General features: G+C 42.7%; 16 protein-coding genes and 1 pseudogene. 15 read left to right on the top strand and 2 right to left on the bottom strand.

Translation table 11 applies throughout. From position 1 onward, the window contains the following. Positions 1 to 52: Hsp70 family protein (locus tag H5185_RS23410; RefSeq protein ID WP_404948445.1), on the bottom strand; the 52-nt coding region annotated here is incomplete at its 3' end. Positions 53 to 82: 30 nt separating this feature from the next. Between H5185_RS23410 and H5185_RS06615 the strand changes: the two are divergent. The 12 genes and pseudogenes from H5185_RS06615 to secF form a co-directional block, all read left to right on the top strand. Continuing rightward, positions 83 to 1,312: pseudogene (locus H5185_RS06615) on the top strand (Hsp70 family protein); the annotation flags it as partial. A 111-nt stretch (positions 1,313 to 1,423) separates the two neighbouring features. Further along, on the top strand, positions 1,424 to 2,551 hold the full coding sequence (gene dnaJ / locus H5185_RS06610) for a molecular chaperone DnaJ (protein WP_124017655.1): 1,128 nt from the start codon (positions 1,424 to 1,426) through the stop codon (positions 2,549 to 2,551). Positions 2,552 to 2,762: 211 nt separating this feature from the next. Further along, positions 2,763 to 3,995 carry a DEAD/DEAH box helicase gene (locus H5185_RS06605; protein WP_182722051.1) on the top strand — a complete coding sequence of 411 codons (1,233 nt, stop codon included), beginning with the start codon at positions 2,763 to 2,765 and terminating at the stop codon, positions 3,993 to 3,995. A 110-nt stretch (positions 3,996 to 4,105) separates the two neighbouring features. Beyond that, positions 4,106 to 4,912 (top strand): M48 family metallopeptidase, encoded by an 807-nt coding sequence (locus H5185_RS06600; protein ID WP_182741657.1) that lies wholly within the window; start codon positions 4,106 to 4,108, stop codon positions 4,910 to 4,912. A 79-nt stretch (positions 4,913 to 4,991) separates the two neighbouring features. Beyond that, on the top strand, positions 4,992 to 5,609 hold the full coding sequence (locus H5185_RS06595; protein ID WP_124017652.1) for an FKBP-type peptidyl-prolyl cis-trans isomerase: 618 nt from the start codon (positions 4,992 to 4,994) through the stop codon (positions 5,607 to 5,609). An 83-nt stretch (positions 5,610 to 5,692) separates the two neighbouring features. After that, positions 5,693 to 6,505, top strand: coding sequence for a 4-hydroxy-tetrahydrodipicolinate reductase (gene dapB / locus H5185_RS06590; protein WP_124017651.1), 813 nt, complete (start codon positions 5,693 to 5,695; stop codon positions 6,503 to 6,505). Positions 6,506 to 6,680: 175 nt separating this feature from the next. Then, positions 6,681 to 7,838, top strand: coding sequence for a glutamine-hydrolyzing carbamoyl-phosphate synthase small subunit (gene carA, locus H5185_RS06585; RefSeq protein ID WP_124017650.1), 1,158 nt, complete (start codon positions 6,681 to 6,683; stop codon positions 7,836 to 7,838). 23 nt (positions 7,839 to 7,861) lie between these two features. After that, positions 7,862 to 11,083, top strand: coding sequence for a carbamoyl-phosphate synthase large subunit (carB, locus tag H5185_RS06580; protein WP_182697854.1), 3,222 nt, complete (start codon positions 7,862 to 7,864; stop codon positions 11,081 to 11,083). A gap of 230 nt (positions 11,084 to 11,313) precedes the next feature. Beyond that, on the top strand, positions 11,314 to 11,790 hold the full coding sequence (gene greA / locus H5185_RS06575) for a transcription elongation factor GreA (RefSeq protein ID WP_124017648.1): 477 nt from the start codon (positions 11,314 to 11,316) through the stop codon (positions 11,788 to 11,790). Positions 11,791 to 12,201: 411 nt separating this feature from the next. Continuing rightward, positions 12,202 to 12,813 (top strand): hypothetical protein, encoded by a 612-nt coding sequence (locus H5185_RS06570; protein ID WP_182741656.1) that lies wholly within the window; start codon positions 12,202 to 12,204, stop codon positions 12,811 to 12,813. 144 nt (positions 12,814 to 12,957) lie between these two features. Next, positions 12,958 to 14,763: a protein translocase subunit SecD gene (gene secD / locus H5185_RS06565; protein ID WP_182741655.1), complete on the top strand. Its 1,806-nt coding sequence runs from the start codon at positions 12,958 to 12,960 to the stop codon at positions 14,761 to 14,763. Positions 14,764 to 14,767: 4 nt separating this feature from the next. Beyond that, positions 14,768 to 15,697, top strand: a complete 930-nt coding sequence (secF, locus tag H5185_RS06560; RefSeq protein WP_182741654.1) for a protein translocase subunit SecF — start codon at positions 14,768 to 14,770, stop codon at positions 15,695 to 15,697. A gap of 67 nt (positions 15,698 to 15,764) precedes the next feature. On the opposite strand, the gene yhbY is transcribed toward secF, so the two are convergent. Then, on the bottom strand, positions 15,765 to 16,064 hold the full coding sequence (yhbY, locus tag H5185_RS06555; protein WP_182697858.1) for a ribosome assembly RNA-binding protein YhbY: 300 nt from the start codon (positions 16,062 to 16,064) through the stop codon (positions 15,765 to 15,767). A 90-nt stretch (positions 16,065 to 16,154) separates the two neighbouring features. On the opposite strand from yhbY, the gene rlmE reads away from it, so the two are divergent. The 3 genes from rlmE to folP all read left to right on the top strand — a co-directional run bounded on the left by rlmE (position 16,155) and on the right by folP (position 19,706). Then, positions 16,155 to 16,784, top strand: a complete 630-nt coding sequence (gene rlmE, locus H5185_RS06550; RefSeq protein WP_182722047.1) for a 23S rRNA (uridine(2552)-2'-O)-methyltransferase RlmE — start codon at positions 16,155 to 16,157, stop codon at positions 16,782 to 16,784. A gap of 45 nt (positions 16,785 to 16,829) precedes the next feature. Then, positions 16,830 to 18,803 (top strand): ATP-dependent zinc metalloprotease FtsH, encoded by a 1,974-nt coding sequence (gene ftsH, locus H5185_RS06545; RefSeq protein ID WP_124017642.1) that lies wholly within the window; start codon positions 16,830 to 16,832, stop codon positions 18,801 to 18,803. 123 nt (positions 18,804 to 18,926) lie between these two features. Next, the gene (gene folP / locus H5185_RS06540; protein ID WP_220487603.1) at positions 18,927 to 19,706 is read left to right on the top strand and encodes a dihydropteroate synthase; all 780 of its coding nucleotides are present in this window, start codon (positions 18,927 to 18,929) and stop codon (positions 19,704 to 19,706) included. The last annotated feature ends 4 nt before the right edge of the window (positions 19,707 to 19,710 follow it).

Genomic DNA, 19,710 nt, shown 5'->3' with positions numbered 1-19,710 from the left:
GGTTATCGAAATCTTCACCACCTAAATGAGTGTCACCATTGGTTGCTAACACTTCAAATGTTTGGTCACCATCATTACTGTCGATTTCGATAACCGCTTAATCAACTATTTAGCTGACGAATTTAAGAAAGACCAAGGCTTAGATCTTCGTAGAGATCCTCTAGCGATGCAACGTTTGAAAGAAGCTGCTGAAAAAGCAAAAATCGAGCTTTCAAGCACTAACCACACTGAAGTTAACTTGCCTTACATCACTGCAGATGCATCAGGTCCTAAACATTTAGTGGTTAAAATTACTCGCTCTAAATTAGAGTCATTAGTTGAAGACTTAATTCAACGTACTTTAGAGCCGTTAAAAGTTGCCCTAGCTGACGCTGATTTAAAAGTATCAGACATCAATGAAGTGATTCTTGTTGGTGGTCAAACTCGTATGCCTAAAGTACAAGAAGCGGTAACTAACTTCTTCGGCAAAGAGCCACGTAAAGACGTCAACCCTGATGAAGCGGTTGCAGTTGGCGCGGCGATTCAAGCTGGCGTACTTTCAGGTGAAGTGAAAGACGTATTGCTACTTGACGTTACACCATTGTCTCTTGGTATTGAAACCATGGGCAGTGTGATGACTAAGCTTATCGATAAAAACACCACTATCCCGACTAAAGCTCAGCAAGTATTCTCAACCGCTGACGACAACCAAAGTGCCGTGACAATTCACGTACTTCAAGGTGAGCGTAAGCAAGCGAGTGCAAACAAGTCTTTAGGTCAATTTAACCTTGAAGGTATTGAGCCTGCACCACGTGGCCAGCCACAAGTTGAAGTGATGTTCGACATCGATGCTGATGGTATCTTACATGTGTCTGCAACAGACAAGAAAACAGGTAAGAAACAAAACATTACCATTAAAGCCTCTTCTGGTTTGTCTGATGAAGAAGTAGAGCAAATGGTACGTGATGCCGAAGCTCATGCTGACGAAGATGCGAAATTTGAAGAGTTAGTTAAAGCGCGTAATCAAGCAGATGGTTTAGCTCATTCAACTAGAAAACAAGTTGAAGAAGCTGGTGATGCTTTAGCAAGCGATGAAAAAGAAAAGATTGAAGCGGCAATTGCAACTTTAGAAACGGCTATTAAAGGCAAAGACAAAGAAGCAATGGACACTGCAACTCAAGCTCTTATCGAAGCGTCTGCTAAGTTAATGGAAATTGCTCAAGCTAAAGCGCAAGGCGAAGCTGAAGGCCAAGCACAAGATGCTGGCCAATCTAAGCCTGCTGATGATGTTGTTGATGCTGAGTTCGAAGAAGTTAAAGACGACAAAAAGTAATTAACCATTTCAGTTAGTTACTTTAAAAGCGGGCGTTGAGGCTATCCTCACACGCCCGTTTGTATAAATTAAGTTTAACAACTTACTCACACCTTCGAGAAACAGAACACTATGTCAAAGCGTGATTATTACGAAGTTCTCGGTGTTGGACGTGACACCAGTGAACGCGAAATTAAAAAAGCGTACAAACGCTTAGCGATGAAATTTCACCCAGATCGTAATCCGGGTGATAAAGCCGCAGAAGCCAGCTTTAAAGAAATTAAAGAAGCGTACGAAATTTTAACCGACAGCGACAAGAAAGCTGCATATGATCAATTTGGTCATGCTGGCGTCGATCCTAATCGTGGTGGACACGGCGGTGGCCAAGGTGATTTTGGCGATATCTTTGGTGATGTTTTTGGTGATATTTTTGGTGGCGGTCGCCGCGGTGGTCAACGTCAGGCTGCACGTGGTAGTGACTTACGCTACAACCTTGAATTATCTTTAGAAGAAGCTGTCCGTGGTTTAACCAAAGAATTACGCATTCCGACACTCGCTGCATGTGATTTGTGTGATGGTAGTGGCGCTAAAAAAGGCACCTCTGCAACCACATGTGGCACTTGTCATGGTCAAGGCCAAGTGCAAATGCGCCAAGGTTTCTTTGCTGTTCAGCAAGCGTGTCCTACTTGTCATGGTCGCGGTAAAATTATTAAAGATCCTTGTGGCAAATGTCATGGCGAAGGCCGAGTCGAGAAAAGCAAAACTCTGTCAGTTAAAATTCCAGCCGGTGTTGATACAGGCGATCGTATTCGTTTAACCGGTGAAGGTGAAGCGGGCGAGTTTGGTGCACCTCCTGGCGATTTATATGTGCAGGTTAGTGTGCGTGAACATGCCATCTTTACTCGTGATGCCAATAACTTATACTGTGAAGTGCCTATTTCATTTAGTAAAGCGGCATTAGGCGGCGAGATTGAAGTACCGACATTAGACGGTAAAGTTAGCCTTAAAATCCCAACAGAAACCCAAACTGGGCGTATGTTCCGCTTGCGTGGTAAAGGGGTTAAGTCGGTTCGTAGCCATGCCGTTGGTGACTTGTTGTGTAAAGTGGTCATGGAAACGCCGGTTAACTTGAATGACAAACAAAAAGAGTTATTGCGTGAGTTTGAAGCGACCTTAACTGGCGAGTCAAAAAAGCACAGCCCTAAAGCGGAAGGTTTTTTTGATGGCGTAAAAAAGTTTTTTCAAGACTTAAACAGTTAGTATCGTTCCATTAAACGTGACTATCATGAAAGGCTGTTTACTTTAGGTAAACAGCCTTTTTTATTGACTGGTATAATCAGGTACTAAAAGGTGACATGTTATAGCTCTGCAGATGACGTCAATGTCTGTCTAGTTCATGGCGAACACATTTTTAACGATACAATTTTTTAGCAACTTATTTAGCTGTTTTTTCTACCATTAGGCGTTATGTATGTCATTTTCTGTATTCCAGCTCAATCCAACATTATTAACCGCATTACCGCCAGCAGTGACTGAGCCTAGTCGCGTTCAGCAATTAGCGATCCCTGCAATATTGACTGGGCAAGATGTCTTGGCATTGGCGCAAACCGGTAGCGGTAAAACCTATGCTTATGGTTTACCACTTTTACAGCGCTTGAGTCTGTCTCCAGAGGTTGGTCTTTCTGCGGTGGTCATAGTGCCAACTCGAGAATTAGCTTCACAAGTGATGCAAGATTTAGCCCCGTTAGCGCAAGCATTAAATTTACGCGTTGATATGCTATGCGGCGGCCAAGCAATTGAATTGCAAGTAGAGCGATTGACACAACCTGCTAACCTTATTGTTGCGACCCCAGGGCGCTTATTAGCGTTAGCGCAGCAAGGTGTTATTCAGTTTGAACATCTGCAAAGCTTAGTACTTGATGAAGCAGATAGATTATTGGACATGGGTTTTATTGGCGACATTAATGCGCTAATCGCAATGATGCCAACTGGGCAGCGTTTATTGTTTTCGGCCACATTGCCTGAGCCATTAACCACATTAGCCGAGCAAGTTTTGACGACAGCACATGTGCGTATTCAGGCGCATGTGATCAATAGTGCTGTGGCTGATATCGCTCAAACCTTATATCATGTAAATAAAGGCAGTAAAGCAAAAGCACTGATCCACTTAATTACTTTGCACCAATGGTCACAGGTGTTGGTATTTGTTAATGCTAAAGATGATGTCGATTCATTATGTAAAAAATTAGTCAAAGCGGGTATTAATGCCGCGGCACTTCATGGTGATAAAGAACAAGCTGTACGAAGCCATACTTTGGAGCAGTTTAAAAATCAACAGTTAACAGTACTAGTGGCTACCGATGTATTATCTCGTGGTATCCATATTGACGCTCTACCTGTGGTCATAAATGTTGATTTACCTAGCCAGGCCGCTGTATATGTACATCGTATAGGACGAACTGCTCGGGCAGGATTAAGTGGTGTTGCCTTGTCATTAGTGAGTCATGCTGAGTTATTAAGCTTGGATGCTATTAGGCTGTTAACAAGGCAAGCGTTACCGTTAACTGAACTCGCTGGTTTTGCCGTAACAGATAAGCCAACGAGCGAAGCCAGTAAGCGAGCGCCTCGCGATAAACAAGCTAATCGTCGTACAGCTAACAAACGCAGTATTAGTGATTTTACCAAACGCAAACCGACCCGTTAATGCGAGCTGATGTTTGATATTGTAAGTGATGTATTCGCGCTAAAGACTGGTATAAAATAAGCTAATGCTGGATTAGCTTCTTGATTCAATAATGTTTAAGGGATGACAACATGAAACCTCTCGCACTAACCCTATTTGTTGCTGCTTTATTAGTGGGCTGTGTCAATAGTCAATCGCCCACGGGGCGAGGGCAGACCTTATTGTTTTCTGATACACAGATGCAGCAAATGGGTGGTCAGTCGTTTGAGGCAATGAAACAAAGTGAAAAAATAAGTCAAAATAAAGCCCAAACTGACTATGTCAATTGTATTGCTAAACGTATCACAGCAGTATTACCTGATCAGTCCCAACAATGGGACGTAGTGGTATTTGATTCAGACCAGGTTAATGCTTTTGCATTGCCGGGCGGTCATATTGGTGTCTATACCGGTTTATTGAAGGTCGCCGTTAATCAAGATCAACTTGCTACTGTGATGGGGCACGAAGTGGCACATGTGTTAGCGCAACATGGAAATGAGCAAGTATCTCGCGCCCAGCTTACTGGTTTGGGTATGCAAGCCGCCGATGCAGCGATAGGCGCATCTGGAATTGCTAATAAAGATCTGTACATGGCCGGACTTGGCTTAGGGGCAAAAGTCGGCATTATTTTACCCTTTGGCCGCAGTCAAGAGTCTGAAGCTGATATTGTAGGTTTAGAGCTAATGGCTAAAGCGGGATTTAATCCGGCGCAAAGCATTGCTTTGTGGCAAAATATGGCCAAGGCTGGAGGTGCACAAGGGCCTGAGCTGTTGTCGACTCATCCGTCACACAGTCATCGAATTGAAGACTTACAAGCGGCGCAAAATCAAGTGATGCTGCTTTATACACAGGCAAGAAAACAGTCTTTGACTGAGTGTAAAATTGCTCAAGTTAAATAGCGTTTTTTGCCAACATTGACGGAGTTTATTGTGATAAACTCTGGTGCGAATTTTTTATGTTTATTGAGAGAAAATTATTATGTCAGATTTGTTCAGCACTATGGAACAGCATGCTAGCTACGGTGTAGGTCGTCAAATGGGCGAGCAGCTAGCGGCAAACTCTTTTGAAGGTATTGATATCCCGGCTGTTCAAGCTGGTCTTGCTGATGCATTTGCCGGTAAAGAAAGCGCAGTATCAATGGAAGAGCTTCAAGTTGCATTTACTGAAATTAGTCGTCGTTTACAAGAAGCTCAAGAAGCTGCTGCTGAAGCCGCTGCTGCTGAAGGCGAAACATTCTTAGCTGAAAACGCTAAGCGTGACGGTATTACGATTACTGAGTCTGGTCTTCAATACGAAGTACTTGTTCAAGGTGACGGCGAAAAGCCTACCTATGATTCAACTGTACGTACTCACTACCATGGTACATTTATCAGTGGTGATGTTTTCGACAGCTCTGTTGCTCGTGGTCAGCCTGCTGAGTTCCCGGTATCAGGTGTGATAGCTGGTTGGACTGAGGCATTACAGCTAATGCCTGTTGGCACTAAGCTTAAATTATATGTCCCGCATCACTTGGCTTATGGTGAGCGTGGCGCGGGTGCTTCAATCCCGCCTTATTCAGCTTTGGTCTTCGAAGTTGAATTGTTAGAAATTATCTAGTTATTAAAAACGCCTAAGTTAACTTAGGCGTTTTTGTATATGCTGTTTTTAGGTTTATCTTTAGTTAACACTGGGAGAAATAAATGACTGCAAAAGTGAGAATTGCTGTAGTTGGTGCCAGTGGCCGTATGGGCCGTACACTGATTGAATCTGCTAGACAGCAACAAGTCATCGTACTTGGCGCAGCGATAGATCGTACAGGCTCTAGTTTAGTCGGTATTGATGCCGGTGTGCTTGCTGGTGTTGGTGCAATGGACGTTGTTATTACCGATTCACTAGATAACGTAGTGAATGATTTTGACGTTCTGATTGATTTTACCTCACCAGAGTCTTCAATCATTCATCTTGATTGGTGTGCTAAAAATCACAAAGCCATTGTCATCGGTACAACTGGGTTCAATCATGCTCAAAAAGAGCTCATTGGTGCCTATTCAGAACAAGTACCTGTGGTGTTAGCACCTAATATGTCTGTTGGTGTCAATGTGATGTGGAAGTTACTTGCACTTGCCACTGAAGTGATGGGTGATTATACCGATATCGAAATAATCGAAGCTCATCATCGTCATAAAAAAGATGCACCGTCAGGCACCGCGCTCAAAATGGGTGAGATTATTGCTCAAACATTAGGCCGTGATTTAGACCAATGTGCGGTATTTGGACGTGAAGGTATTACTGGTGAACGCGACCGTAATACCATAGGTTTTGCTACTGTTCGCGCTGGTGATATTGTTGGTGAACATACCGCTATGTTTGCTGACATAGGCGAGCGGTTAGAAATAACCCACAAAGCATCGAGCAGAATGACCTTTGCGAATGGGGCTATGAGAGCGGCTTTTTGGCTCTCAGATCAAAATGCTGGTCTATACGACATGCAGCAAGTACTAGGGTTGAATTAGCGACTAAAAACACCATTCGTTGGTGTTTTTTTTTGAAAACAATCCTGCAAAATATAGACGTAAAAACGAATTTCTTATACAATCGCTAGAATTTGCCAAAATTTCGTAATTTAACGGAAATTGGTATTTTTAGTGCAAAATAAAAAACACATAATTTAAGTGGCTTGGCTCTTTTCTGGAGGTCGCGTTGACACAGTCTGCCTTACTCGTACTCGAAGATGGAACCGTATTCTCTGGTACCGCAATTGGTGCTACCGGTATCTCTGTTGGTGAAGTGGTATTTAATACTTCAATGACAGGTTATCAAGAGATTCTTACGGATCCTTCATATTCACGCCAAATAGTAACATTAACCTATCCTCACATCGGTAACACAGGTACTAATGATGAAGACACTGAATCGGATTCGGTTCATGCATGTGGCTTAATCATTCGTGACTTACCGCTTATGGCGAGTAATTTTCGTAACCAACAATCATTAAGCGATTATTTAAAAGCAAATAATGTTGTTGGTATCGCTGATATTGATACTCGCAAACTAACTCGTATTTTGCGTGAAAAAGGCGCTCAAGCCGGTTGCATTATGGTCGGCAACCTAGATGAAGCGAAGGCACTTGCAGCTGCAAAAGCATTTCCAGGCTTAAAAGGTATGGATTTAGCTAAAGAAGTGACTACCGATAAAGCCTATACATGGCGCAATGGTAGCTGGAAATTAGTCGGTGGTTTACCGTCTGAAACACCAGAAGCTGAACTCAAATATAAAATTGTTGCCTACGATTACGGTGTAAAACGTAATATTTTACGTATGTTGGTTGACCGTGGTTGTGATGTCACCGTGGTACCTGCGCAAACTTCTGCTGCAGACGTACTTGCGATGAATCCTGATGGAGTATTTCTGTCAAATGGTCCTGGCGACCCTGAGCCATGTGATTACGCGATTACCGCCATCCAGCAAATTTTGAAAACAGAAATCCCTGTTTTTGGTATTTGTCTTGGCCATCAACTATTAGCATTAGCCTCAGGCGCAAAAACCTTAAAGATGAAATTTGGTCACCATGGTGCAAACCACCCAGTGAGCAATGTTGAAAAAGGCAACGTGATGATCACCAGTCAAAACCATGGTTTTGCTGCTGATGAAACCACGCTACCTGCTAATATCAAGGTGACGCATAAATCGTTATTTGATGGATCATTACAAGGTATTCATCTAACGGATAAACCCGCATTTAGCTTCCAGGGTCACCCTGAAGCGAGCCCTGGGCCAACCGATGCCGCGCCTCTGTTCGATCATTTCATCGAGCTTATAGAACAATACCGTCAGCACGCCAAGTAGTTATCTGGGAGAAGACAGAAGCAATGCCAAAACGTACAGATATAAAAAGTATTCTTATCCTAGGTGCCGGTCCAATTGTTATTGGTCAGGCGTGTGAGTTTGATTATTCAGGTGCGCAAGCTTGTAAAGCCCTTCGTGAAGAAGGCTATCGCGTTATTCTGGTCAACTCTAATCCAGCAACGATTATGACCGACCCAGAAATGGCCGATGCAACCTATGTCGAGCCAATTCATTGGGAAGTCGTACGCAACATTATTGCCAAAGAGCGTCCAGATGCCATTCTCCCGACTATGGGTGGACAAACCGCACTGAACTGCGCACTTCAGCTTGAAGCAAAAGGCGTACTAAAAGAGTTTAATGTTGAAATGATTGGTGCGACAGCAGATGCGATTGATAAAGCTGAAGACCGTAGTCGTTTCGACAAAGCGATGAAATCCATTGGTTTAGACTGCCCGCGTGCGGGTATTGCTCATAACATGGATGAAGCTTATGGCGTATTAGATATGGTGGGCTTCCCCTGTATTATTCGTCCGTCTTTCACCATGGGTGGCAGCGGCGGTGGTATTGCCTACAACAAAGAAGAGTTTGAAGAGATTTGTTCTCAAGGCTTAGATTTGTCGCCAACTAACGAATTATTGATCGATGAATCATTAATTGGTTGGAAAGAATATGAAATGGAAGTGGTTCGTGACCGCAACGATAACTGTATTATCGTCTGTACTATCGAAAACTTCGATGCGATGGGGGTTCACACCGGTGATTCAATCACTGTCGCTCCAGCACAAACGCTAACCGACAAAGAATATCAATTAATGCGTAACGCTTCGATAGCGGTACTGCGTGAAATTGGTGTTGAAACCGGTGGCTCAAACGTACAATTTGGTATTTGTCCTAATACTGGCCGCATGGTCATTATTGAGATGAATCCACGGGTATCTCGCTCATCAGCATTGGCCTCTAAAGCAACCGGTTTCCCGATTGCTAAAATCGCGGCTAAATTAGCTGTGGGTTACACTTTAGACGAGCTAAGCAACGACATTACTGGCGGTAAAACACCAGCATCGTTTGAACCTGCTATCGACTATGTTGTGACTAAAATACCGCGCTTTAACTTTGAAAAGTTTGCCGGTGCAAACGACCGTTTAACCACTCAAATGAAGTCTGTTGGTGAAGTCATGGCAATCGGCCGTACTTTCCAAGAGTCATTGCAAAAAGCGTTACGCGGACTTGAAGTGGGTCGTAACGGTTTTGATTCTGTGGTGGATTTACAATCACCAGAAGCCATGCAACGTATTCGTCATGAACTTAAAGAGCCAGGTTGTGACCGCATTTGGTACATAGCTGATGCATTTCGTGCCGGTTTAAGCCGTGACGAAATCTTCACGTTGACGAATGTCGACCATTGGTTCTTGGTTCAAATTGAAGATTTGATTACCCATGAAGCCAAAGTGGCTGAGCTTGGTATGTCAGGTTTAGAGCAAAACTATTTACGTCAATTAAAGCGTAAAGGGTTCTCTGATGCGCGTTTAGCTGCTGTGTTAGGTGTCAATGAAAACGAGATTCGTAAACTACGTTATCGACATGAAATTTACCCAGTTTATAAGCGCGTCGATACTTGTGCTGCTGAATTCTCAACCGATACCGCGTACATGTATTCAACGTACGAAGAAGAATGTGAAGCTAACCCATCGAACCGTGAAAAGATCATGATTCTGGGCGGTGGTCCAAACCGTATTGGTCAAGGTATTGAGTTTGATTACTGTTGTGTGCATGCTGCATTAGCCTTACGTGAAGACGGTTATGAAACCATCATGGTTAACTGTAACCCTGAAACCGTATCAACCGACTACGATACATCTGATCGCCTATACTTTGAACCTGTCACCTTGGAAGACGTGCTCGAAATCGTGCGTATCGAAAAGCCAAAAGGCGTTATTGTTCAATACGGTGGTCAAACTCCGCTTAAACTCGCGCGTGAGTTAGAAGCCGCAGGTGTGCCAATTATTGGTACTAGCCCTGATGCGATTGACCGTGCAGAAGACCGTGAACGTTTCCAACAAGCAATTCAACGTTTAAACATGAAGCAGCCAGAAAATGCCACTGTAACGACTGTTGAAAGTGCGGTGATTGAAGCTGAAAAAATTGGTTATCCGTTAGTGGTGCGTCCATCTTATGTATTGGGCGGTCGTGCGATGGAAATCGTCTACGACAAGCAAGATTTACTGCGTTACTTCAATGAAGCCGTTAAAGTGTCTAATGCATCGCCTGTATTACTCGATCACTTCTTAGATGATGCAATTGAAGTCGATATTGATGCAGTATGTGACGGCGAAACCGTGGTTGTTGGCGCTATTATGGAGCATATTGAACAAGCAGGCGTTCACTCTGGTGACTCAGGTTGTTCATTACCACCTTACACTTTAAGTGCTGATGTTCAGGCGAGAATGCGCGAGCAAGTGTCAAAACTGGCTTTTGAGTTAGGCGTAATCGGCTTAATGAACGTGCAATTTGCGGTAAAAGATAACGAAATCTACATGATTGAAGTTAACCCGCGCGCTGCCCGTACCGTACCATTTGTATCTAAAGCAACAGGCGTTCCTTTAGCTAAAATTGCTGCACGTGTGATGGCTGGTCAAAGCTTAATTTCACAAAACTTTACTAAAGAAGTGATCCCACCTTATTTCTCGGTAAAAGAAGTTGTATTGCCGTTTAATAAATTCCCAGGCGTTGATCCACTCTTAGGCCCAGAAATGCGCTCAACGGGTGAAGTGATGGGCGTGGGTGATACATTTGCTGAAGCCTATGCTAAAGCACAGCTTGGTGCCACATCTGAAGTGCCTAAGTCAGGTCGTGCGTTACTATCTGTTCGTAACAGTGATAAAAAACGTGTTGCTGACTTAGCCTCTAAGCTGATTGAGTTAGGCTATGAAATTGATGCCACTCACGGCACTGCGATTATTTTAGGTGAAGCAGGGATTAATCCTCGCTTAGTTAACAAAGTACATGAAGGTCGTCCACACATTCTTGATCGTATTAAAAATGGTGAATATACCTACATTGTTAACACTACTGAAGGTCGTCAAGCAATTGAAGATTCTCGCCAGATCCGTCGTGGAGCATTGCGCTACAAAGTGAATTACACGACGACATTAAATGCTGCCTTTGCGACCTGTTTGGCGCATTCAGCAGATGATCGTATCAAGGTGACATCTTTGCAAGAACTGCACAAACGCATAAAAAGTTAGTTTTTATTGCGAAGGAATGACTAAGGTCGCCTTTTGGCGACCTTTTTTATGACATTTTGATGATGGATGACTAGCAAGTCTGTAAAAGCTTAGGTAAGCTGTCAGACATCATCGAAAAGATGCATCCTAGATACGTACGCTAAGTCGATTGCGTACTTCCAACTGAATTTTTACTGTGTTGACTTTCGTCAGCACGGGATGCTTTTGTTTTTAAAGGAGACAAAGACATTATGAGTAAGGTCCCAATGACGGTAGTTGGCGCAGATCAATTACGTAAAGAAGTTGAATTTTTAAAGTTCGATCGCCGCCCAAAAATTACCGAAGCAATTGCTTCTGCTCGTGAATTAGGTGATTTAAAAGAAAATGCTGAATATCACGCTGCCCGTGAAGATCAGGGTATTTGTGAAGCGCGTATTCGTGACATTGAAGGTAAGTTGTCTAACGCTCAAATCATTGATGTTACCAAATTAGAAAATACTGGCCGAGTGATTTTTGGTACGACAGTGACTATTTTAAATATCGATACTGATGCTGAAGTGACTTATCGCATTGTTGGTGATGATGAAGCTGATATTAAGCAAAATTTAATTTCTGTTAATTCACCGATTGCACGTGGGTTAATTGGCAAAAGTGAAGGTGATGAAGTCTCGATTACCACTCCAGGTGGTTTGACTGACTATGAAGTCATTGCCGTTAAATATCTTTAAGTGTGGATTGTTATTGAGCATAACTAATATTTAACAGTATGTTTTATCTATTATATTAAAGCTGATGACCAAATATTAAGCATTAAATTTTTTGCACAACTCAATACCGACATCAATAACACATCACTTTAGCGAGCACTAAATAGCATCCTGTTTAGTGCTTTTTTATTGTCATGAAATACAGTACCTATGTGCTGATGACGATAAAACATGTAAAAAAATTCATTTGCACATTAAAGGTGCAATGGATATCATCCATTTAGTTTACAATGCTGTTACATTTTACCGTATGAAGCCTAATATGCTTTGCAATATTACGTTTAAAATATAGGTTTAAAAATCATCTTGTGATGATGTAAAAATAGAATATGCAGATTGTGTATCTGAATTGCTTGATTAAATAAGGTCATTATGACGTTTCCGTGGGCTCGTATACTACTAATGCTGGTAATTGTGGGGTTGTGTTCAATCTTCCTCATCAATAGCCGTGTGTTGGTTTTAGCATCGTTGCCATTTACCACGACTACGGCACATTCTTGTTCTTATAATATCGACACACACTCAGATGATAGTATGTGTGATCAACCAATGAGTTCAGCTAACGTTGATATTATCCTGTCGTCAGTCAAAGGCATTGATCGTTCAATTGACCGTCATGATGCAAATAGTATTACCGCGTTAAATCACACTCTCATCGATGGTAATAGTTCACTGCTGGGCTATGTTGGTAATATCTCTTCAACCAACTCTATCTCTGCAGAATCTAATTCTAAAGACATTCATTATGTGCCCACTTATTCGTCGCGATATATCAGTATTGTTCAACACGAGTCTGATGAGTTAAAGCCCAATTATTTATTGGCTTACGAATTTATATCTCCACCTGTTCCAAGTTTAACCATAGGGTATCAAATTAACTTTAGTCCGCAATTGGACTGGGTTTTATCCACAGCTTCAGCTCCTTCAAGACTTTCCGCCTGGAAAGAGTCTAATTTACTTTTCGTCCATTCCCATACCTGTTAGCCATATTCTGCCTTGATGATAAACGCCATTAGCTTTGCTAATGAGTTTTACTGTGGGTCGATGGGTTAGGTCAATTGCGCCTCATCACTCGCTATGCATTTTTATCGTGGCTTAAATAGCCTCGATCTAGTGAGATCAAGAGTTATGAAATCAAAAACGAAACAGCTAAATCATTATTCTCAATGGAAATACTGGTTATTAATTACCACATTAATCATCTTATTTATGAGCGCATTACCATCTTGGTATGGCGAAGATCCTGCTGTACAACTTGGTGTAAAGCCAAGCCAATCTATAACAGCAGAACAAGTTGATTATGCGCTACACCAGGTAGGCATAAAGAGTAAACGTATTGAGCAACAACAAGATAGTTTACTGGTGGTGCTAGATAACCCTGATATGCAGGCCCAAGCTAAAAAGGCTTTAGCTGAGCAGTTTGAGCATCAAGCTCAAGTGACATTAGCCTTAGCGCCTGCTGCACCTCACTGGCTATTAAACCTAGGTGTTAAACCGATAAAGCTGGGTTTAGATTTACGCGGTGGAGTACAATTTTTATTGGATGTAGATCTCGATTTAGTGTTTCAAAACCAGGCGATTATGCTTGGTGATGCCGTGAAGCAATTTGCTGCTGATCAGCATATCAGTAACGTTAAGGTTCGTTCCGGTGATGGCGCTACATTGAGTATTGAGATTGCTGATGAACCGTCTCGAGCCCAGCTAAGACAATTTATTGCACAGCAGTATCCATTATGGCAAGTAAGTGGTCACCAACAAATACTCACAGTTAGTTTGTCTCAACATGAACAACTTAAATTGACCAATGTGACTGTGCAGCAAAACTTGCAAATTATGCGTAGCCGGATAGAGGAACTGGGGATAACCGAAGCGCTCGTTCAACGCCAAGGTGATCATCGTATCCGTATTGAGTTACCTGGAGTACAAGATCCTGCCACCGCTAAAAACGTTATTGGTGCAACGGCCAGTTTAGCATTTTATCCCGTACTGCCAACGGGTTCTGTAAACGCTGTGGTTATTAACGACCAACATGATAAACCCGTGTACGTATCAAGAAAGCCAGTGCTGGGAGGCGATCATATTATTGATGCTAGAGCGACTACTGGTGATTTTGGCATGGCGAAAGTCAACATTAGTCTCGACGCTGCAGGCGGTAAGTTAATGTCTGATTTCTCGCGCGACAACATAGGTAAACCTATGGCGACCGCATACAGTGAATATAGCCGAGATGAAGCGGGTAAAGCTCGACAAACAACCCAAATCATTAGTGTTGCCACCATACAAAGTCAACTGGGTAATCGGTTTGAAATTACCGGTTCAGGCAGCCATCAAGAGGCACAGCAGCTTGCGTTATTGCTAAGAGCAGGTTCCATGACAGCACCGGTGACGATTGTAGAAGAACGCACAATAGGACCAAGCTTAGGTGCTGAAAACATTGTCAACGGATTTGCAGCGTTAGCATTAGGTATGTCAGTAACATTATTATTTATGGCCTGCTGGTATCGCCGTTTAGGCTGGATTGCTAATGTGGCGTTAATCGCCAACATGACGATGTTATTTGGCTTACTAGCCCTTATTCCCGGGGCAGTATTAACCTTACCTGGTATTGCGGGGTTAGTGCTTACTGTTGGTATGGCGGTTGATACTAATGTGCTTATCTTTGAGCGAATAAAAGAAAAGCTAGCTGAAGGTCGCAGCTTTGCCAGCGCTATAGATGTGGGATTTGATAGTGCATTCTCAACCATATTTGATGCTAATTTTACCACTATGATCACCGCCGTTGTGCTGTTCTCTATTGGTAATGGCCCTATTCAAGGCTTTGCATTGACCTTAGGCTTAGGGCTATTAACCAGCATGTTTACCGGCATTTTTGCCTCGAGAGCATTAATCAATTTAGTTTATGGCCGCGACACTCGCCGCGCAATTAAGGTGTAATACTATGAACTCAACAAGTATAAATAACTCACTAGAAACAGGTAAACTAAAATACCTCACCAAATGGCGCTATATTTCAAGCATACTTTCTATTGTGTTGATGCTGGTCTCCCTAAGCGTAATTGGTGTAAAGGGGTTTAATTGGGGCTTAGATTTTACTGGCGGAGTGGTCACAGAAATTCAACTTGACCATCGTATTACGGCCAGTGAAATACAGCCACTAATGACCGCCGCCTACCAACAAGACGTGAGTGTTATTTCCGCCAGCGAACCGGGACGGTGGGTATTACGTTATGCCAACATACCCGACGAGCAGCTTCGTCCAGAACTCCGACAAGTCTTAGCGCCATTAAATACCGATATTACTGTGCTAAACAGCAGCATTGTTGGGCCTCAAGTAGGCCAAGAGTTAGTAGAGCAAGGCAGCATAGCTCTGCTAATCGCTATGCTATGTATTATGGGGTATTTAAGTTTTCGTTTTGAATGGCGCTTAGCTTCAGGTGCGTTATTGGCTTTAGTACATGATGTGGTGTTTGTGCTGGCTTTTTTTGCGTTAAGCCAAATGGAATTTAATTTAACTATCCTGGCAGCAATTTTAGCTATTCTGGGGTATTCACTCAATGACTCGATTATTATTGCTGATAGGATCCGCGAACAGTTAGTGGCTAAGTTACAATGGAAAACTTCGGATATTAATAATTTAGCGGTTAAAACAACTTTCTCTAGAACTATGATTACATCGGGGACCACCTTATTAACCGTGGTAGCATTGTGGATTATGGGAGGGGAGCCATTGGAAGGTTTTTCTATCGCGATGTTTATTGGTATTTTAACCGGCACTTGGTCTTCAATTTCAATTGGCGCAACTTTGCCTGAGTTTTTAGGCTTAAAGGCGCAGCATTATCAAGAGGTTCCATTACCTGATCACCCCTGATTAACGATAATTCATCTCCCATAAAAAAGCCGCTGAATTCAGCGGCTTTTAATAAAAGAATGTGAAACTATTTGGCTTTAGGCAAAGCAATCTTCATTTCTACCGAATGACGGAAAATGACTAAAACATGACCGATTAGTTGCACTTTCGCAGACTGGGTTTCACGTATAATGGCGTCAACGATGGCATTTTTGAGCTCTCTGTCAGCAGAGGCTACTTTTACTTTAATCAATTCATGATGTGTAAGAGCGCTATCAATTTCAGCCAGAACACCTTCAGTTAGGCCATTGCCACCAAGCAGCACCACTGGTTTTAGACTGTGAGCCAGACCTTTTAAATGCTGTTTTTGTTTGGTTGTTAAGTTCATTTGTGCCAACTTTTGCTGAGTTACTGTTGAAAAACGGGTATTCTACCCTTATATAGAGCTTATGTAACTCTGAATCGTTGCGGAATTTAAATGACAACAAAAAAACGTACGGCGAGCTCAACTCGCTGGATGCAAGAACACTTTGATGATCACTATGTGAAACTGGCCCAAAAACGTGGCTTACGTTCACGAGCAGCATTCAAGTTAGAGGAGATACAACAAAAAGATAACTTGATAAAACAAGGTATGACAGTTGTTGATTTAGGTGCAGCACCAGGTGGTTGGTCGCAAGTTGCGGTTAAACTCGTTGGTGACAGAGGTAAAGTCATTGCTTGTGATATTTTACCTATGGACCCAATTGTTGGTGTTGATTTCCTTCAAGGTGATTTTAGAGAAAACAAAGTACTCGAAGCATTGCTTGAGCGTGTAGGTCAAGATAAAGTGGATGTGGTACTATCAGATATGGCTCCGAACATGAGTGGTTCGGGTGCTGTTGATCAACCAAGAGCTATGTATTTAGTTGAATTAGCGCTAGATATGTGTCATCAAGTGTTGACGCCTAACGGCTGTTTTGCTGTTAAAGTCTTTCAGGGGGAGGGTTTTGACGATTATATTAAAACGGTCAAGCAGGCATTCAAAGTAGTAAAAACCCGAAAACCAGACTCCTCTAGAGCGCGCTCTCGGGAAGTCTATCTAGTGGCGACTGGTTACAAGTTGTAGTAGTCTAACGTTAATAATCGCAGGACTGTTAAGAGGTCTAGTAATTTGAGTGACATGGCAAAAAATTTAATACTCTGGGTTGTCATCGCTGTTGTACTGATGTCAGTGTTTCAGGGTTATTCCCCCTCTTCTTCGAATTCGCAGAAGATGGATTATTCCGCCTTTTTGGACAATGTTCGAAATGGTCAAATTAACACGGTTGAAATAAAAAGCGACCAACGGACGATTGAAGGAACTAAACGTACCGGCGAGAAGTTCACCACAATCATGCCTATATATGACCAAGATTTAATTAATGATCTTGATCGTAAAGGCATCACCATGAAAGGCCAAGAAGCTGAAGAGTCAGGTTTCCTAACCCAAATCTTTATTTCATGGTTCCCAATGTTACTGCTAATTGGCGTATGGATATTTTTCATGCGACAAATGCAAGGCGGTGGCGGCAAGGGCGCAATGTCGTTTGGTAAAAGTAAAGCCAAACTGATGAGCGAAGACCAAATCAAAACCACTTTTGCTGACGTTGCAGGTTGTGATGAAGCAAAAGAAGAAGTCAAAGAACTTGTTGATTATTTACGAGACCCAACCAAGTTCCAAAAATTAGGCGGTCGTATTCCTACGGGCGTGCTGATGGTCGGACAACCTGGTACAGGTAAAACCTTATTAGCCAAGGCGATTGCCGGTGAATCTAAGGTGCCGTTCTTTACCATTTCGGGTTCTGACTTTGTGGAAATGTTTGTCGGTGTTGGTGCATCCCGTGTACGTGACATGTTCGAACAAGCTAAAAAATCTGCTCCTTGTATCATTTTCATTGATGAAATCGATGCCGTAGGCCGCCAACGTGGTGCCGGTGTAGGTGGTGGGCACGATGAGCGTGAGCAAACATTAAACCAGCTTTTGGTTGAAATGGACGGCTTTGAAGGTAATGAAGGCGTTATTGTTATTGCAGCAACTAACCGTCCAGACGTACTTGATTCAGCGTTATTGCGTCCAGGTCGATTTGACCGTCAAGTTGTCGTTGGCTTGCCCGATGTTCGTGGTCGTGAACAAATTCTTAAAGTACATATGCGTAAAGTACCTTTATCAGATGATGTTAAAGCCAGTGTCATTGCGCGTGGTACGCCAGGCTTCTCTGGTGCTGACTTAGCAAACCTTGTCAACGAAGCTGCGTTATTCGCTGCTCGCGGTAATCGTCGTGTTGTTGGTATGGAAGAGTTTGAGCGTGCTAAAGATAAAATCATGATGGGTGCAGAGCGCCGTTCTATGGTGATGTCTGAATCTGACAAAGAAATGACCGCTTATCATGAAGCTGGACATGCCATTATTGGTTGCTTGGTACCAGAACATGACCCAGTGCATAAAGTGACTATTATTCCGCGTGGCCGTGCATTAGGTGTGACCTTCTTTTTACCTGAAGCTGATGCCGTTAGCCAAAGCCGTCGTAAATTGGAATCACAAATTTCAGTTGCCTATGGTGGACGTTTAGCTGAAGAACTTATTTACGGAAGTGAAAAAGTGTCTACAGGGGCGTCGCAAGATATTAAGTACGCTACATCGATAGCTCGTAATATGGTTACGCAATGGGGGTTCTCTGACAAGCTAGGTCCGTTACTTTACGCAGAAGAAGAAAACGAAGTTTTCTTAGGCCGTAGTATGGGTAAAGCAAAGGCAATGTCAGGTGATACAGCAACATTGATTGACTCTGAAATTAAGATGTTTATCGATAAAAACTATCAACGTGCGCAAACGATGTTGACAGACAATATGGATATTTTACATGCGATGAAAGACGCATTGATGAAATATGAAACTATTGACTCGTTGCAAATCGATGATCTAATGAATCGCCGTGAAGTGCGCATGCCAGCTGAATGGCAAAAAGATGAATCATCAGACGATAAAGATAGTGGCAATAACACGCCTAAATCTGAAGTCGAAACGCCAGTGGATGAGGCTAAAACCGACGTTAAAGTCGATAATAAAGCCGATACCAATGACGCGGATGAATCACCCGCTAAATAAACAATTTAGCAAATAAAGAAAACCCCGAAAGGGGTTTTCTTGTTTTTAATCTTATCTAGGAAAATACCCGTGTTTCAATTAACTCATGCTAATAAAACTCTAGACTTATCAAGCCCTGTAGTGATGGGGATTGTGAATGTGACGCCAGATTCATTTTCCGATGGCGGTGAATATATTGGTTTTGAACAAGCCTGTCGTCATGTTGATAATATGGTAGAGCAAGGTGCATTAATTATTGATGTGGGTGGTGAGTCAACCCGACCTGGTGCTGCAGAAGTGACGATTGAGCAAGAACTTGCTCGAGTGATCCCTATCATCGAATACACAGCAAAAACACACAATGTATGGATTTCAATCGATACCAGCAAACCTGAAGTGATGGAACAAGCTGTCAATGCCGGAGCTAATTTAATCAACGATGTGCGCGCGTTACAAGTACCAGGTGCTTTAGCTATGGCTGCAACGCTAGATGTGCCAATTTGCTTAATGCACATGCAAGGTGAGCCGCAAACTATGCAAGATCAACCTGAGTATGAGGATGTGATTGATGAAGTGGCGGCTTTTTTTGAATTACGTATCGCTTACTGTGAAGCGGCTGGAATTGAGCGCGAGCGTTTAATTCTCGATCCAGGTTTTGGTTTTGGCAAAACTTTAGCGCATAATTACCGTCTATTAGCGGCATTACCAAAGTTACATGAATTTCATTTGCCTTTATTGATAGGTCTGTCGCGAAAAAGCATGATCGGCGACCTGTTAGCGCGTGATATAGACCAACGCCTTGCCGGAAGTCTTGCTGGTGCATTAATTGCAGCTCAGCAAGGTGCACAAATTATTCGAGTTCATGATGTACCAGAAACAGTCGATGTGCTTAAAGTGATGTCAGAAACCATGGCTAATCTATAGTTGC

It is taken from the genome of Shewanella sp. SG44-6, from assembly GCF_014164185.1.
In the GTDB taxonomy this organism is placed as follows: Bacteria; Pseudomonadota; Gammaproteobacteria; order Enterobacterales; family Shewanellaceae; genus Shewanella; species Shewanella vesiculosa.
The sequence above is the reverse complement of the archived record's forward strand: the minus strand, read 5'-3'. Positions and strand labels throughout refer to the sequence as shown.